Raw genomic sequence first — 16,304 nt, 5'->3', positions numbered from 1 at the left:
AGGTCATGCGCGCGCCGCCGGCACCGCGCGTGCGGGCCGACCGTCCATCGACGACGCAACGATCATGCGCGACGCCACGGTTATACGCGATGGCACAGTACTGCGTGACACCATGGTAATGCGCGACGACGCGACGCATTACTCGGATGCCACGCGGAACCTCGACCGCACAATGGACCGCACGATGGACCGCACGATGGAATCTCGCGCCGGAGACCTGTGCATCGGGGAACCGCACGGTGTCGATCTGCCCTTCGGGGACATGACCGACGATGCCTTCGGGGATACATTCGACGACGCGACGCTTCTGGGCGGTGCGGTAGCCACGAGCGCGCATGCGACGGATGCGGACGACGCGACGCACGTGACGGACGCGACCGTATGTGCCATGCCCGTGCGGAACACATCGGCGCGGAACCCCGCGTCGGAACCGTCGGCGTCGGAACCGGGCGGCGTCATGACCGCCGCCGTCTTCCGCGAACGGTTCCGGCTCCTTGCCCGCACCGTGGCGTCGGCGATCGTGGGCAAGGACGAGGCGATCCGCCGGTGTCTGATCGCGGTCATCGCGGGCGGGCATGTGCTGCTGGAGGATGAGCCGGGCACGGGCAAGACGCAGCTCGCGCGCGCGATCGCCCGGTCGTTGGCCGTATCGTTCAGCCGCATCCAGTTCACGGCGGACCTGCTGCCCGGCGACGTGACCGGCACCACCGTCTACGATCGGGCCGGCGGAACCTTCTCGTTCCGCCGCGGACCGGTGTTCGCCTCGATCGTGCTCGCCGACGAGATCAACCGCGCCTCCCCCAAGACCCAGTCGGCGCTGCTGGAGGTGATGGAGGAGGACGCGGTCACGGTGGACGGCGTGCGGCATGCCGTGCCGTGCCCGTTCGCCGTCATCGCCACGCAGAACCCTTCGGACCAGCTGGGCACCTACCGGCTGCCAGAGGCTCAGCTGGACCGTTTCCTCATCCGCACCGCCCTCGGGCATCCGGGGCACGAGGCGAGTCTGGCGATCATGCGCGACGGCGGCGTCCGAGACCGCGCGGGCATGCTGACGCCCGTGCTGAGCGGCCGGGATCTGAACGACATGGCGCTGTTCGCCGGACGGCTGCATGCGGACTCCCGCATCGGCGAATATGCCGTGCGGCTGACGGAGGTGCTGCGCGGGGACGAACGCGTGGCCTCCGGCCCGTCGATCCGCGGCGCGCTGGCGTTGATGCGTTGCGCCCGGGTGGCCGCGGCGGCCGACGGCCGGGACTATCTGGTGCCCGACGACGTGGCGGACATGGCAGTGCCGGTGCTCGCCCACCGGTTCCGACTCACCGACCGCGCCGTGTTCGCCGGCGTCCCGCAGGACACGGTGGTGGCGGATGCGCTCGTGACCGTGCCGGTGCCGGAGTCACGCGGCGCCGGTTCCTCGCGAGGGGAGACACGGCATGACCGGATATGACGACCTCATCCGCCGCCCCAGCATGCCTGCCACCGTGTCCGCTAGCGTGCCCGCTAGCGTGCCCGCCATCGCGACCACCGCCGCAACTGTCGCGCGGGCCGTCGCGAACGCCGCCACGGCCTCCGGTCTGACCGCGACGGGACGCGCCGCGGCAGCGTGGGGCGTCGCATGTCTGGCGGCGTTCCCGCCGACCGGCTGGGTGGAGCTGCTCGCCTGCGGCACGACGCTCATCACGCTGCTGGTCTGCTCCTGCGCGCTGGCGGCGGGCGGCGATCGCCTCGACGTCGACGTCTCGGCGGAATCCCACCGGGTGCGCGCAGGCGAGCCGGTCCGGTTCACTCTGGTGATCCGCAACCTCGGCGGATCCCGAACCTCCGGGACGACCGTCGCGATGCCTCTCGGCGACGGGATGCACCATATCCCCGTTCCGCCGCTTGCCGCGCGGGCGGCGCGGTCCGTCCGAGGCGAGGTCGTCGCCGCCCGACGCGAGGTGCTGCGGCTGGGACCGGCCACCGTGCATCGGGGCGATCCGTTGGGGCTGGTCGACCGTGAGCGACGGCTCTCCCGGGCCATCGCCGTCTACGTGCATCCGGAGATCGTGCGGCTTCCCGAACCGGATTCCGGCCCGCCGCGGGATCTGGACGGCGTGCCGTGCGGTCCGGTGGTGCCCGACGACATCGAGTTCCATGGCCTGGACGAAGCCCGCCCCGGCGACGACCCGAGAAGGGTGCACTGGCCGGCGAGCGCCAGGACCGGGCGGATCATGGTCCGCCGGTACCGGGCCTCGCAGCGCGCCGACATGCTGCTGGAGCTATCCACCGACCTCCGCAGGTATGTGTCCGCGGAGGAATTCGAGCTCGCCGTGTCTGTCTACGCCTCTCTGGGCGTGCAGTGTCTGACGCACGACCGCGTGCTCGTCGCACGAGTCGGCGGCGCACGGCCCGTCATGCCGAGATCCGGCGCCCGGCACGTGCAGACGTTTCTGGACGAATGCAGCGGCATCCGGCCGGAGACCCGATCGTCCCGGCACGGCGTGCCCGACGTGGCATGGGAATCGACCGCGCAGCCCATGACGGTCATGCAACCCGTGGCGAGCGCGCAACCCGCGGCAATGACGTCGCCCACGGCAACGGCGACGTCCGCGTCGGCGATGACGGCACACGCATCGCGACGGCTGATCGTAGTCGGTTCGCGTGCCTCGGACGACGACATCCGCGCGGCCGTCGCATCCGGCAACGGCGGCATGGCATGCGCGGCACGGCGCACGGGTGACGTCGAGGTGCTGCAGGTCAGTCTCGGCGCCGACGGCGATCTGCGGCGGCACGGCGGTGTTCGCGTGACCATCGTCGGTGCCCTGTCCCAGTTGCCCGCGCTGCTCCGCGCGCACGGCGATCCGGGAGCGTCGCACGCGTACGTGCCGGCCGCCGGCGGGCGTTCCACGGCATCGGAGGAGGCGTCATGACGAGTCATCGAACCAAGCGCCACATGCTCCGCCGCACGCCGCACGTCGCATTCCGCCGCGCGGTCGTCGTACTCGTCAACGCGATGCTCTCCGTCACGGTCACGCTGCTGGCCGCCGCGCCGCTGCTGCCCGTCTACGGCTCCGTCGGCGCATGGGCCGCGGGTGCGGTCCCGGCGGCGACGCTCGGAGCGGGCATCGCCGCGCTGGCGCATGCGTCGCGGCCCGATGCCGTCCCCTCGCGTCGGCGGGCATGGGTCTGCGCCGCGCTGCTGACGGTCTGCGTCTGTCTTGCCGGCCCTCTGGCGGCGTTCCCGGAAGCCCCCGTGCGGGACGGCGTTCCGTTGCGTGCCGCGCTGGGATCGTTCAGGGCGTTCGTCGCCATGGAACCGCCCGTAGGCGCGGCCGGCGGCGCGACGATGGTGGTCTGGACCGTGGCGTTGCTGACCGCGTACGCCGTCTGCTCCGGTGCGATGCGGAACCGCGGACCGGTTTCCGCGTCCGTTCCCGTCGCATTGGCGGCCGGATTCGCCGCGTCGGCGACGCTCGGAGACACCTCGGGGTTCCTGCCCGCGCCGACGGGCATCGCCCTGACGTTGCTCGTCCTGTGCTGGCGCGCGTGGCGCCATGGCGTCTCGCGCGAGGAACGAGGCGGCGCCCCGTCGGCCAGGCGCCTGCGCACGCTGGCGACGCTCTGCGTCATCGCCGTGGCCGTCGCCGCCGTCGCCACGGGTTTCGCGGCGGATGGCGGACGGCAGAGGGTGACGTTGCGCGACCGGTATGATCCTCCGCCGTTCGACCAATCCGTGTCGAGTCCGCTCAGCGCGATGCGTGCCATGCTCGGCAATCATCGCGACGATCCGCTGGTCACGGTCCGGGGTCTGCCGGCGGGCGCGGCGATCCATCTGGCCACGCTGGACGTCTTCGACGGTGTGGTGTGGAACTGCGCCGGCATCGGGGCGGACGACGCCGCCGACGGTTTCCGGCGCGTCGGCCCCGCGCTGTGGGCCGACGACGATGCGTCCCCGCCCGATCCCGACGCGGGAGACCGGGCCGGGACCTTCACCGCCACGTTCACCGTGCACGACGGCCTGTCCGGTTTCTGGCTGCCGCTTGCGGGCCGAGCCGATTCGCTGCGGTTCGGCAGCGACTCCGACGCCGGTTCGCTGTACGCCAGCGCCCGCGCGGACACGGTCATCCTACAGACCGGTCTGCGAGCGGGGCTGTCCTACGTCGAACACGGGTCGATGCCCGCAGAGCCCGGCCGCGAGGACATCGCGCGTACGCAGGCCGCTCCGGTCCGCCAGCCGGAGGTGACGCGCATGCCCGCAGCCGTCGCCTCGATGGCCGTGGCGGTGGCGGGAGGCGCCGCCACCGACGGCGAGGCCGCGCTGGCGCTCGCCGACCATTTCCGCGAACAGGGCCGCTTCTCGCACGGGCTGCCCGGGGACCATCCGTCCGCGACCGGACACGGCGTCTACCGGATCGAGCGGCTGCTGGGCGACGGCATGATGGTGGGGGACGGCGAACAGTATGCCTCGGCCATGGCGCTCGCCGCGCGCGAGCTCGGCCTGCCGGCACGCGTGGCCGTCGGCTTCGTGCCGAAGGACGACGACGGTCTACCCACGCCGGAGCGGACCGAGACGCAGCCGGACGGTTCCACGCTCGTCACGTTCACCGGCAACGACATCGACGCCTGGACGGAGATCAACCTGCAGGGGTACGGATGGGTGGCGTTCCGTCCCACGCCCAAGGAGACGCATACGCCGCAGTCCATGCCGGCCGCGCCCACGACGCCGCGGCCGGTGGTCCGTCAGCCCTCGATGCCGCTCACCGATCCGCCGCGGCACAGAGATGCGGAGGTCAGCGCGGGCGCGGCCGGAGGCGACGACGCCGACGCCCCATCGTCCGAGAACGCCGGCGACGGCACGTGGCGGGCCGTCGCGACCGCGGCCGGGGCCGTCGCGCTGTACGGCAGTCCACTCTGGATGCCGCTGCTGGCCGCGACCGCCATTCTGGCGTGGAAGGCGTGGCTGCTGGCACGCGCGCGGCGACGAGGCGGTCCGAGGACCGTCATCGCCAACGGATGGCGGTCGGTGCTGTCGCTGGCCCGTCAGTGCGGCGTAACCGTGCACGGCACCACGCGGCGTCAGGCGGACGCCATCGCCGAACGGTTCGGCATCGGCACCGAAACACTGCGGGATCTGGGGCGCCAGGCCGACCGCGCCGCGTTCTCGGCCCGGTCCGGAGCCGCATCCATGCCCGGATCCGGAGATCGGGACGGAACCGGGCCCGAAGCCGAAGCCGGGGAGGAACAGGCGCGCTCGTACTGGAAACGCGTGGATCATGTGCGCGGCGCCATGCTCGCCGCGCTGAGCACGCCCGCACGGTGGCGGGCCAGACTGTCGCTCGCCGGGGCGGTGCCGCCCTTTGTGCCGCGCCGCCCCGCATACGCGAATGGCGGCCCTCCCCCGTTCTCGGGGAAGAACCGCCATCTCGTCAGCGCAGTCGCGTCATGGGCTCATGCGCGCTTGCCGCGCGCGGGAACCCGGGTCCGCTCACTGCTGGTCGGACTGGTCGCCGTCGTTCTGGTCGTCGCCCTGATCGTCGGCTGCACCGGCGTCGGAGGCGTCGGTACCGGCCGCGTCGTCGTCGGCGCTGGAAGCCGCATCGGCGGATCCGAACGCGTCGGAGGCGTCGTCAGCGCCGAACGCATCGCCCAGGTCGATGTCGCCCAGATGGGCCTGGCCGCCCTGGTCGTTGAGGAAGTCGTCCGGGTTGAAGTCGTCGCCGAGCTTCAGGTCGCCGAAGTCGATGTTGGAGAAGTCCACATCGCCCAGATCGGCGTCGGAGAGGTCCACGTCGCCGGCCACGTCGTCACCACCCAGACCGAAGTTCGGGTAGATGGTGTCGCGGATGGCCTTGTCGGGCTCCACCACGGCGTTGCGGTAGCGGGCGAGGCCCGTGCCGGCCGGGATGAGCTTACCGATGATGACGTTCTCCTTGAGGCCCTTGAGGTCGTCGACCTTCTGGCTCAGGGCGGCCTCGGTAAGCACGCGGGTGGTCTCCTGGAACGAGGCGGCGGACAGCCACGAGTCGGTGGCCAGCGACGCCTTGGTGATGCCCATGAGCTCCGGACGGCCGGCGGCGGGCTTGCCGCCCTTGAGCACGGCCTCCTTGTTCGCCTCCTTGAAGCGCGCCTGGTCCACGAGCTCGCCCGGCAGCAGGTCGGTGTCGCCGGAGTCGATCACGGTGATGCGGCGCAGCATCTGGTGCACGATGACCTCGATGTGCTTGTCGTGGATGTCCACGCCCTGGGAGCGGTACACGGTGTGCACCTCCTCCACGATGTTCACCTGGGCGGCGCGCGGGCCGAGGATGCGCAGGATCTTCTTGGGATCCACGGAACCCTCGATGAGCTGGCGTCCGGCCTCCACGTGGTCGCCGTCCTTGACCATGAGCGGCGCGCGGCGGGTCACCGGGTAGGTGATCGGCTCGACGCTCTGGTCGTCCGGGGTGAGCACCACCTGACGGCCGCGGTCGGTGTCCTCCACCTTCACGGTGCCGGGGAACTCGGCGATCGGGGCCTCGCCCTTAGGCGTACGGGCCTCGAAGAGCTCCGTCACACGGGGAAGACCCTGGGTGATATCGGAGGCCGAGGCGACGCCGCCGGAGTGGAAGGAACGCAGCGTCAGCTGGGTGCCGGGCTCGCCGATGGACTGGGCGGCCACGATGCCCACGGCCTCGCCGACGTCCACCAGCTTGTTGGTGGCCAGCGACCAGCCGTAGCACTTGGCGCACACGCCGCGCTTGGACTCGCAGGTCAGCACGGAACGGCACTTCACGTCCTCGACGCCGTGGGCCACGAGGTCGCGCAGCACGTCCATGGACAGGGCGTCGTCGCGCTTGTAGAGCACGGTGGTGCCGTCGGCCGGGTCGATCACGTCGGCCGCGAGCAGACGGGAGTACGGGCCGCCGTCGGCGGCCTTGACGAGCACCAGATTGCCGTTCTCGTCGCGCTCGGCCACCTTGATGGTCAGGCCGCGCTTGGTGCCGCAGTCCTCCTCGCGCACGATGACGTCCTGGGACACGTCCACCAGACGACGGGTCAGGTAGCCCGACTCGGCGGTACGCAGTGCGGTATCGGCCAGACCCTTGCGGGCGCCGTGCTGCGAGATGAAGTACTCCAGTACGGACAGGCCGTCGCGGTAGTTGGACTTCACCGGTCGGGGGATGATCTCGCCCTTCGGGTTGGCCACGAGGCCTCGCATGCCTGCGATCTGGTTGATCTGCATCATGTTTCCTCGTGCGCCGGACTGCACGATGATGGCGAGGTTGTTCTTGGCGTCGAAGTCGCGCTCCACGGCCTCGGACACCTCGGCGGTGCACTTGGTCCACAGGTCGATGAGCTCCTGGCGGCGCTCCTCCTCGGTCATGAGACCCATCTCGTAGTTCTCGTTGACCGTGGCGGCCTCGTCCTCGTACTTGGCGACGAGCTCGTTGCGCTCGGCCGGCTCGATGACGTCGGAGAACGCGAAGGACACGCCGGACCACGGCGCGCGGGTGAAGCCCATGTCCTTCAGGGCGTCCAGCGAGGCGGCCACCTGGGCGGTGGAGTAGCGGGTCGCGATGTCGTCGACGATCTTGGACAGGCGCTTCTTGCCCACCTGCTCGTTGACGAACGGGTAGTCGACCGGCAGGGTCTCGTTGAACAGCATGCGGCCGTAGGAGGTGGCGAACAGCACGGTGCCGTCGTGGAAGCGCTCCTCGTGCACGACCTCGGGGCTGCCCGGCTCCGGGTCGACGACGTTCAGGTCGCCCGGCTCCCAGCCCTCCGGCAGGACGAAGTCCTTGGGCAGGCGGATGAGCACCTTGGCCTGCATGTCGATCTCATGGCGGTCGAGCGCCATCTCGGCCTCCTCCAGCGAGGAGAACACGCGGCCCTGGCCCTTGGCGCCGTCGATCACGGTGGACAGCCAGTACAGGCCCAGGATCATGTCCTGGGACGGCATGGTCACGGTGTGGCCGTCGGCGGGCTTCAGGATGTTGTCGGACGCCATCATCAGCGAGCGGGCCTCGGCCTGGGCCTCGGCGGACAGCGGCAGATGGATGGCCATCTGGTCGCCGTCGAAGTCGGCGTTGAAGGCGGCGCAGGCCAGCGGCGGCAGGTGGATGGCCTTGCCCTCCACCAGGATCGGCTCGAAGGCCTGGATGCCCAGACGGTGCAGCGTAGGCGCACGGTTCAGCAGCACGGGATGCTCGGCGATGACCTCCTCGAGCACACCCCACACCTCGGAGTCGCCGCGGTCCACGAGACGCTTGGCGCTCTTCATGTTCTGCGCGTAGTTGAGGTCCACGAGACGCTTGATGACGAACGGCTTGAACAGCTCGAGCGCCATCGGCTTCGGGACGCCGCACTGGTGCATGCGCAGGGACGGGCCCACCACGATCACGGAACGGCCGGAGTAGTCGACGCGCTTGCCGAGCAGGTTCTGGCGGAAGCGGCCCTGCTTGCCCTTGAGCATGTCGGACAGGGACTTGAGCGGGCGGTTGGACGCGCCGGTGACCGGGCGGCCGCGGCGGCCGTTGTCGAACAGGGAGTCGACGGCCTCCTGCAGCATGCGCTTCTCGTTGTTGAGCATGATCTCCGGGGCGCCGAGCTCGATGAGTCGCTTGAGTCGGTTGTTGCGGTTGATCACGCGGCGGTACAGGTCGTTGAGGTCGGAGGTCGCGAAGCGGCCGCCGTCGAGCTGCACCATCGGGCGCAGGTCCGGCGGGATGACCGGGATCACGTCGAGCACCATGGCCTCCGGCTTGTTGCCGGTGGACAGGAACGCGTTGACGACCTTCAGACGCTTGAGCGCGCGGGCCTTGCGCTGGCCGGAGCCGGTCTCGATCTCCTCGCGCAGCTGCTTGGACGCGGCCTCGAGGTCGAAGTCCTGCAGGCGCTTCTTGATCGCCTCGGCGCCCATGCAGCCCTCGAAGTAGTCGCCGTAGCGGTCCTCCATCTCGCGCCACAGGTCCACGTCGCCCTCCATGTCGCCGGGCTTGAGGGACTTGAAACGGTCCCACACGGCGTTGAGGCGCTGGATCTGGTCGTCGTAGCGCTGGCGGATGGCCGCCATGTCGCGCTCGGCGGAGTTGCGCAGCTTGGCGCGGGCCGGGCCCTTCGCCTCGCCTTCGGCCTCGAGGGTCGCCAGATCCTCCTCGACCTTCTTGGCGCGATCCTCGATCTCGTTGTCACGGCGCTTGGCCATGTGCTCGATCTCGTGGTCGAACTCCTCCTGCAGGTCCGGCAGGTCCTGGTGGCGCTGCTCCTCGTCCACCTTGGTGACCATGTAGGCGGCGAAGTAGATGACCTTCTCCAGGTCCTTCGGCGCGATGTCCAGCAGGTAGCCGAGGCGGCTCGGCACGCCCTTGAAGAACCAGATGTGGGTGACGGGGGCGGCCAGCTCGATGTGGCCCATGCGCTCGCGGCGCACGCGGCTGCGGGTCACCTCGACGCCGCAGCGCTCGCACACGATGCCCTTGAAGCGCACGCGCTTGTACTTGCCGCAGGCGCACTCCCAGTCGCGGGTGGGGCCGAAGATCTGCTCGCCGAACAGACCGTCCTTCTCCGGCTTCAGGGTGCGGTAGTTGATGGTCTCGGGCTTCTTGACCTCGCCGTGGCTCCAGCCGCGGATGTCGTCGGCGGTGGCCAGGCCGATCCTCAGTTTGTCAAATGCGTTGACGTCCAGCACTGTTTGTCCTGTCTTTCGAAAATCTTGCTATGTTGCGCGGATGCCGCGGAACCGCACGCATCATGCGGTTCCGCGGGGTCGTACCGTGGAGGTTCAGCGGTATTCGGGTTCGGGGGCCGCCTGATCGGCCTTCGCGGCGGCGTCCGGGCGGGCGCCGATGTTGAAGCCGAGATCGCTGGCGGAGGAGGCGGGATCGTCGTCCTCGTCCTTCATGTCGATGGCCTCGCCTTCCGCGTTGAGCACCTCGACGTTCAGGGACAGGGACTGCATTTCCTTGAGGAGCACCTTGAACGACTCGGGGATGCCTGCGGGCGGCAGGTTGTCGCCCTTGACGATCGCGCCGTAGACGCGCACGCGGCCGTCCACGTCGTCGGACTTGGTGGTCATCATCTCGTGCAGCGTGTACGCGGCGCCGTAGGCCTCGAGGGCCCACACCTCCATCTCGCCGAAGCGCTGGCCGCCGAACTGCGCCTTGCCGCCCAGCGGCTGCTGGGTGATCATCGAGTACGGGCCGGTGGAGCGGGCGTGGATCTTGTCGTCCACGAGGTGGTGGAGCTTCAGCATGTACATGTAGCCCACGGAGATCGGCTTGCCGAACGGCTCGCCGGTGCGGCCGTCGAACAGCACGGTCTTGCCGTCCTCGCCCACGAGCTTGTTGCCGTCGCGATCCGGCAGGGTGCTCTTGAGCAGACCCTGGATCACCTCGGGGCGCACGCCGTCGAACACCGGGGTGGCCACCGGGGTGCCCGGCTCGCCCTTCTCGGCGCCGGCCGGCACGTACTTCTTCCACTCGGCTTCCAGATCCGGGTCGAGGCTGATGTCCCAGCCGGCGTGCGCGATCCAGCCGAGGTGCAGTTCGAGCACCTGGCCGAGGTTCATTCGCGAAGGCACGCCCAGCGGGTTGAGCATGATGTCGACGGGGGTGCCGTCCGCCAGGAACGGCATGTCCTCCTCGGGCAGGATGCGAGAGATGCAGCCCTTGTTGCCGTGACGGCCGGAGAGCTTGTCGCCCACGGTGATCTTGCGGTGCTGCGCGATGTACACGCGGATGACCTGGTTGACGCCGTTGGGCAGCTCGTCGCCGTCCTCCTCGGCGTCTTCGCGGGTGATCTCCTTGACGGAGATGACGGTGCCGGTCTCGCCGTGCGGCACGCGCAGGGAGGTGTCGCGCACCTCGCGGGACTTCTCGCCGAAGATGGCGCGCAGCAGGCGCTCCTCCGGGGTCAGCTCGGTCTCGCCCTTCGGGGTGACCTTGCCGACCAGGATGTCGCCGGCCTCCACCTCGGCGCCGATGCGGATGATGCCGCGCTCGTCGAGGTTGGCCACGGCGTCCTCGCCGACGTTCGGCAGGTCGCGGGTGATCTCCTCGGCGCCCAGCTTGGTCTCGCGGGCGTCGATCTCGTACTCCTCGATGTGGATGGAGGACAGGGTGTCGTCCTGCACGAGACGCTGCGAGATGATCACGGCGTCCTCGTAGTTGTAGCCGTTCCACGGCATGAACGCGATGAGCAGGTTCTTGCCCAGGGCGATGTCGCCGTTGTCGATGGCCGGGCCGTCCGCCAGGACGGAGCCCTTCTCCACGCGCTCGCCGTCCTTGACCAGCGGACGCTGGTTGTAGCAGGTGGTCTGGTTGGAGCGCTGGAACTTGTACAGCTTGTAGCTGGACGTGGTGCCGTCGTCGTTCATGACGCGGATCATGTCGCCGGACACGTAGGTCACGACGCCGTCCTTCTCCGCGATCACGACGTCGCCGGAGTCGTACGCCACGCGCCACTCGGAGCCGGTGCCCACGAGCGGGCGCTCGGACTCGATCAGCGGCACGGCCTGACGCTGCATGTTGGTGCCCATCAGCGCTCGGTGGCCCTCGTCGTGCTCCAGGAACGGGATCAGGGACGCGCCGATGGAGACCATCTGGCGCGGGGAGACGTCCATGTAGTCGACGGAGTCGACGGACACATCGACCGCCTCGTCCTCGCCCACTCGGGCAAGGGCGGTGGTCTCCACGAAGTTGCCGTCCTTGTCGAGCTTCTGGTTCGCCTGGGCGATCACGTGGTCCAGATCGCGGTCGGCGGTCATGTACTCGACGTCGTCGGTCACGTGGCCGTCCACGACCTTGCGGTACGGGGTCTCGATGAAGCCGAACGGGTTGACGCGGCCGAACGTCGCGAGCGAGCCGATCAGACCGATGTTCGGGCCTTCGGGGGACTCGATCGGGCACATGCGGCCGAAGTGGGACGGGTGCACGTCGCGCACCTCCATGGAGGCGCGGTCGCGGGACAGACCGCCGGGGCCCAGAGCGGACAGACGGCGCTTGTTGGTCACGCCGGCCAGCGGGTTGTTCTGGTCCATGAACTGGGAGAGCTGCGAGGTGCCGAAGAACTCCTTGATGGTGGCGTTCACCGGGCGGATGTTGATCAGGGACTGCGGGGTGATGGCCTCGGCGTCCTGCGTGGTCATGCGCTCGCGCACCACGCGCTCCATGCGGCTCAGGCCGGTGCGCAGCTGGTTCTGGATCAGCTCGCCGACCTGACGGATGCGGCGGTTGCCGAAGTGGTCGATGTCGTCCACGTCCACGCGCAGCTCGACGTCCTCGCCGTTGCGCCTGCCCGGGAACGTCTTGTCGCCGGCGTGCAGGGTGACGAGGTACTTGATGGTGGCGATGATGTCCTCGCGCTGCAGGGAGCGCTCGTTGTAGTCCGCCTCGAGACCGAGCTTGCGGTTGATCTTGTAGCGGCCGACGCGCGCCAGGTCGTAGCGCTTGGTGTTGAAGTAGAAGGAGTCGAGCAGGTTGCGGCCGGCCTCCGGGGTGGCGGTGTCGGACGGGCGGATCTTGCGGTACAGGTCCGTCAGGGCCTCGTCCTGCGTGGCGATGGTCTCCTTCTCCAGGGCGTCGAGCACCAGCGGGTAGCCCTCGAACGCCTCGGCGATCTGCGGCTTGGTCATGCCGATGGCCATGAGGAAGACGATCGCGGACTGCTTGCGCTTGCGGTCCACGCGCACGCCGAGCACGTCGCGCTTGTCGATCTCGAACTCGAGCCAGGCGCCGCGGGACGGGATGATCTTCGCGCCGAAGACTTCCTTGTCGGACGTGCGGTCCTGCTGACGGTCGAAGTACACGCCCGGGGAGCGCACGAGCTGGGAGACGATGACTCGCTCGGTGCCGCCGATGATGAACGTGCCGTGCGGGGTCTGCAGCGGGAAGTCGCCCATGAACACGGTCTGGGACTTGATCTCGCCGGTGTCGCCGTTCTCGAACTCGGCGTTCACGTACAGCGGCGCGGAATAGGTGTAGTCCTTCTCCTTGCACTCCTGGACCGTGTGGCGCGGCTCCTCGAAGTACGGGTCGGAGAAGGTCAGGGACATGGTCTGGGCGAAGTTCTCGATCGGAGAGATCTCCTCGAAGACCTCGTCGAGGCCGGAGGTGTGCGGCACGGTGTTGGTGCCGTTCTTGAGGTCCTCCTCCACGCGCGCCTTCCAGCGCTCGTTGCCGATGAGCCAATCGAAGCTGTCGGTCTGGACGCCCAGCAGGTAGGGGACGTCGATGGGCTCCTTGATGGAGCCGAAGTTCACGCGGTTCGGCGCCTTGTGGAGCTTGATGTCATGCTCGTCGGCGCGTGCGTAAGTGGTGGTAGCCAAAAGTTTGGTCCTTCGCTCGCTAATCGATTGTGGTGCTTTTCCCCGGAACACGCCCGCGAGCCACCATATGCTTCGGCGGGCGCTTCCCCCATGACGCATGCCCGCCATATGACACACTTCACGCGAAGTCAATATTCTAGCAGCGTCGGCGTGTCGCGTCAAGGACACGCCGGCTCCAGCGCGTCGCATGCATGCGACGCGTCCGCCCCGCTACTGCACCTCGATGGTGACGGGTTCGGACCGCACGTCCGGCGCGTTCTTGAGGCTCAGACGGGCCACGTAGGTGCCGCGCGCCACCTTGGGCAGCTCGGAATCCTGCCGGCATTCGGTGTCGGAGGCGTTGGAGTTGGCGCCCCACGTGATCTTCTGGCTGTTCTCCTTGAGTTCCGCGGCGCGCCCGAGCAGCAGCATGCGGGCGTTGGCGGGGCACACGTCGGAGTGGTAGACCGTCTGGTCGCTGCTGGTGACGGTGAGCACGCGGTTGGCGCTGGACACGTTGATGAGGCACTGGTTCGAGCCGGTGTAGGTGACGGTGGCGGTGAAGTCGATCGACCCGCCCACGGGCAGCGTTGCGGCGGAGGACGAGAGCGAGAGCGTCACGTCGGACGACGAGCAGTTCGGCACGCCGGACGTCTTGCGCGCGGTGGGCACGGCGGAACGGCTCACGGCGTTGATGTCCGCGCGATGCAGCCACGTGTAGAACGACGTCACGCCCTTGCCGACGCCCCAGATCAGCGCGCCGCACAGGCACAGGACCACCACGAGCGCAATGCCCGCGACGATGCGGCGGCGCCTGTACATGCGTCGCTTCGCGGGGGACATCCTGCGTTTCTTCTTACCCGTGGCCATAACCACTCCAGTCTACGGCCACGCCGTCCTGCCGCGCCGCGCATGGCGGCACTCCCACCGGTTGTGCACATCACGCGCCACACCACGCACGCCGCGCGTCACCTCACGCGGCATGTCACGCGGCGCATCCCACGACGCCACGCACATGCGGCACGCGCGCCGCCGACGGCCGGACCGTCCGCGTCACCGCCGCATGCGGCCGCCGCCGCGTGCGCATCACCGGCACGCCGACCCGCGTCCGGATACGCCAGCTCGCATCACCGGCACGCCGGCCGCACCTTCCATGCCCCGCTCACCGCGGCAGACGCAGCGACCCGTCCGGCAGCATCTCGATGAGACCGTCGTCGTCCAGACTGGCGATGCACGCGTCGAGCTGCGCGCGATCCTTCCACAGCGCACGCGCCGCGGCACGGTCGAGCGTGGTCGCCTCCGGCGGCAGATGCCGCAGCGCGTCGAGCACAATGCCGCGCACCTGGCGGTCGGTGCCTGCGAACCGCTGCCGCGGGCGGGTGCGGCGCTCCCCCAGTCCGGGGCGTCCCGCGGCCAGAAACGCGCAACAGTCGGCGACCGGGCACGCGTCGCACGCCGGCGCCTTGGCCGTGCACACCAGCGCGCCCAGCTCCATGACCGACTGGTTCCACAGCACCGAGGAGGCCGCGTCGCGCGGCAACGCGCGAGCCGCCAACGCGCGCTCCGCCGGGGACGCCGCGCCGCCGCGCGACTCCACGCCGGTCAGCACGCGGCTCAGCACGCGCCGGATGTTGGTGTCGATCACCGCGATCCGCTCGCCGTACGCGAAGCTCATCACCGCGGACGCCGTATAGTCGCCGATGCCGGGCAGCGCCGTGAGCTCCTCGTAGGTGCGCGGCAGCACGTCGCCGCACGACTCCGCCACCACGCGCGCGCACTCCTGCAGGCGCAGCGCACGACGCGGATAGCCGAGTCGCCCCCACGCGGTGATCACGTCGGCCTTCGGCGCCGCGGCGAGCGCACGCGCATCCGGCCAGCGGTCCATCCACGCGGTCCAGTACGGCACCACGCGGCTCATCTGCGTCTGCTGGCTCATGACCTCGGAGACGAGCACGCCCCACGAGGTGGCGCGTCCGAAGCGCCATGGCAGGTCGCGCGCGTTGGCGCGCCACCATGCGCCCAGGGATTCGGCCACGGCCGCGGCATGGGATTCGACGGCGCCGCGTTCGACGTCTTCATGCTCGACGACGCCGGCATGCACCGCGTCGGAGACCGACGGATCATGAGACGCGACGTGCGTCCGATCGGCGCGCACGGCGTCGACGCGATTCCCCGGGCCGTTGCCCGTCGAGCGTTCCCTGGTGTCGTTCATCGTCCATATTCTTAGCATTTATGACGAACGAGCAGGAATCGCAGACGAGCGAACAGGAATCCGCGGAAGCCAAGGTCGAGAAGATGTTCGAGTATGGCTACCGCAAGTCGAACTACGGACCGGACGAACTGGTGACCGACGCGCACGGCAACCCGATCTCCGTGGTGGACGCGATGCTCTCGGCGGAGAAGGCCGCGGCCACGGAGACCGTGACGCCGCACCTGTGCTACTACTCGCCGCGTATTCCCGGCAATACGGGTTCGGCGATCCGCCTGTGCGCGGTGACGGGCACGATCCTGCATCTCGTGGAGCCGCTGGGCTTCAACCTGCGCGACACCAAGCTGCGCCGCGCCGGCCTGGACTATCACGACATGGCGCACGTGGTGCTGCACCCGAACTTCGAGAACCTCGTGGAGTCGATGCCGAACTCGCGCATCATCGCGTTCACCGCGCACGCCACGAAGCTGTACACCGAAGTGGAGTATCGTCCCACCGACATCCTGCTGTTCGGCCCCGAACCGGGCGACATCCCCGATCCGATGGACATCATGGCCGGGCCGCACGTGGCCGAGCAGGTGCGCCTGCCCATGCGTCCTTCGCTGCGCTCCCTCAACCTCACCAACTGCGCGTCCATCGCCATCTACGAAGCGTGGCGCCAGCTGGGCTTCGCCGGCGGCAAGTGATCTGAAGCGCACGTAGCTGCGGCCGCATGACCGCGGCCCGAGCGCGCCCGTGACCTCATCGATCCCATAACGCGACGCGGGACGCCCACCCCATGTCACACACCGCACAAGACCGTTGCAATTGCAACGATTGCGCACCACGCGTGAC

Annotated in this window: 7 protein-coding genes and 1 pseudogene; 4 read left to right on the top strand and 4 right to left on the bottom strand. The window is 69.3% G+C overall.

The window, feature by feature from the left end:
- Positions 1-457: 457 nt before the first annotated feature.
- The 3 genes and pseudogenes from G1C96_RS05585 to G1C96_RS10445 form a co-directional block, all read left to right on the top strand.
- A complete protein-coding gene (locus G1C96_RS05585; RefSeq protein ID WP_240945122.1) occupies positions 458-1,447 on the top strand; it encodes an AAA family ATPase in 990 nt (329 codons plus the stop codon).
- Positions 1,448-1,646: 199 nt separating this feature from the next.
- Positions 1,647-2,909: a DUF58 domain-containing protein gene (locus G1C96_RS05580; RefSeq protein ID WP_169275662.1), complete on the top strand. Its 1,263-nt coding sequence runs from the start codon at positions 1,647-1,649 to the stop codon at positions 2,907-2,909.
- Positions 2,906-4,639 (top strand): annotated as a pseudogene (locus tag G1C96_RS10445) (transglutaminase-like domain-containing protein); the annotation flags it as partial. The gene G1C96_RS05580 and the pseudogene G1C96_RS10445, both read left to right, overlap by 4 nt.
- 825 nt (positions 4,640-5,464) lie before the next feature.
- Here G1C96_RS10445 and G1C96_RS05565 read toward each other — a convergent pair.
- The 4 genes from G1C96_RS05565 to G1C96_RS05550 form a co-directional block, all read right to left on the bottom strand.
- The gene (locus G1C96_RS05565; RefSeq protein WP_169275660.1) at positions 5,465-9,646 is read right to left on the bottom strand and encodes a DNA-directed RNA polymerase subunit beta'; all 4,182 of its coding nucleotides are present in this window, start codon (positions 9,644-9,646) and stop codon (positions 5,465-5,467) included.
- 93 nt (positions 9,647-9,739) lie between these two features.
- On the bottom strand, positions 9,740-13,282 hold the full coding sequence (gene rpoB, locus G1C96_RS05560; RefSeq protein WP_169275659.1) for a DNA-directed RNA polymerase subunit beta: 3,543 nt from the start codon (positions 13,280-13,282) through the stop codon (positions 9,740-9,742).
- Positions 13,283-13,492: 210 nt separating this feature from the next.
- On the bottom strand, positions 13,493-14,104 hold the full coding sequence (locus G1C96_RS05555) for a hypothetical protein (protein ID WP_169275658.1): 612 nt from the start codon (positions 14,102-14,104) through the stop codon (positions 13,493-13,495).
- Between the two features lie 319 nt (positions 14,105-14,423).
- Positions 14,424-15,491 carry an HhH-GPD family protein gene (locus G1C96_RS05550; RefSeq protein ID WP_417852173.1) on the bottom strand — a complete coding sequence of 356 codons (1,068 nt, stop codon included), beginning with the start codon at positions 15,489-15,491 and terminating at the stop codon, positions 14,424-14,426.
- A 2-nt stretch (positions 15,492-15,493) separates the two neighbouring features.
- Here G1C96_RS05550 and G1C96_RS05545 point away from each other — a divergent pair, with 2 nt between their 5' ends.
- Entirely contained in the window at positions 15,494-16,156 is a 663-nt protein-coding gene (locus tag G1C96_RS05545) for a tRNA (cytidine(34)-2'-O)-methyltransferase (protein WP_169275656.1), read from the top strand.
- Positions 16,157-16,304: the final 148 nt, after the last annotated feature.

This window comes from Bifidobacterium moraviense, from assembly GCF_012932365.1.
In the GTDB taxonomy this organism is placed as follows: domain Bacteria; phylum Actinomycetota; class Actinomycetes; order Actinomycetales; family Bifidobacteriaceae; genus Bifidobacterium; species Bifidobacterium moraviense.
This window is presented reverse-complemented; position numbering and strand designations above follow the sequence as displayed.

Bases quoted from the DNA above. Each gene is read 5' to 3' on its own strand.
- G1C96_RS05550 (WP_417852173.1), bottom strand. From the start codon at position 15,491: ATGCTAAGAATATGGACGATGAACGACACCAGGGAACGCTCGACGGGC.
- G1C96_RS05585 (WP_240945122.1), top strand. From the start codon at position 458: ATGACCGCCGCCGTCTTCCGCGAACGGTTCCGGCTCCTTGCCCGCACC.
- G1C96_RS05545 (WP_169275656.1), top strand. From the start codon at position 15,494: ATGACGAACGAGCAGGAATCGCAGACGAGCGAACAGGAATCCGCGGAA.
- G1C96_RS05555 (WP_169275658.1), bottom strand. From the start codon at position 14,104: ATGTCCCCCGCGAAGCGACGCATGTACAGGCGCCGCCGCATCGTCGCG.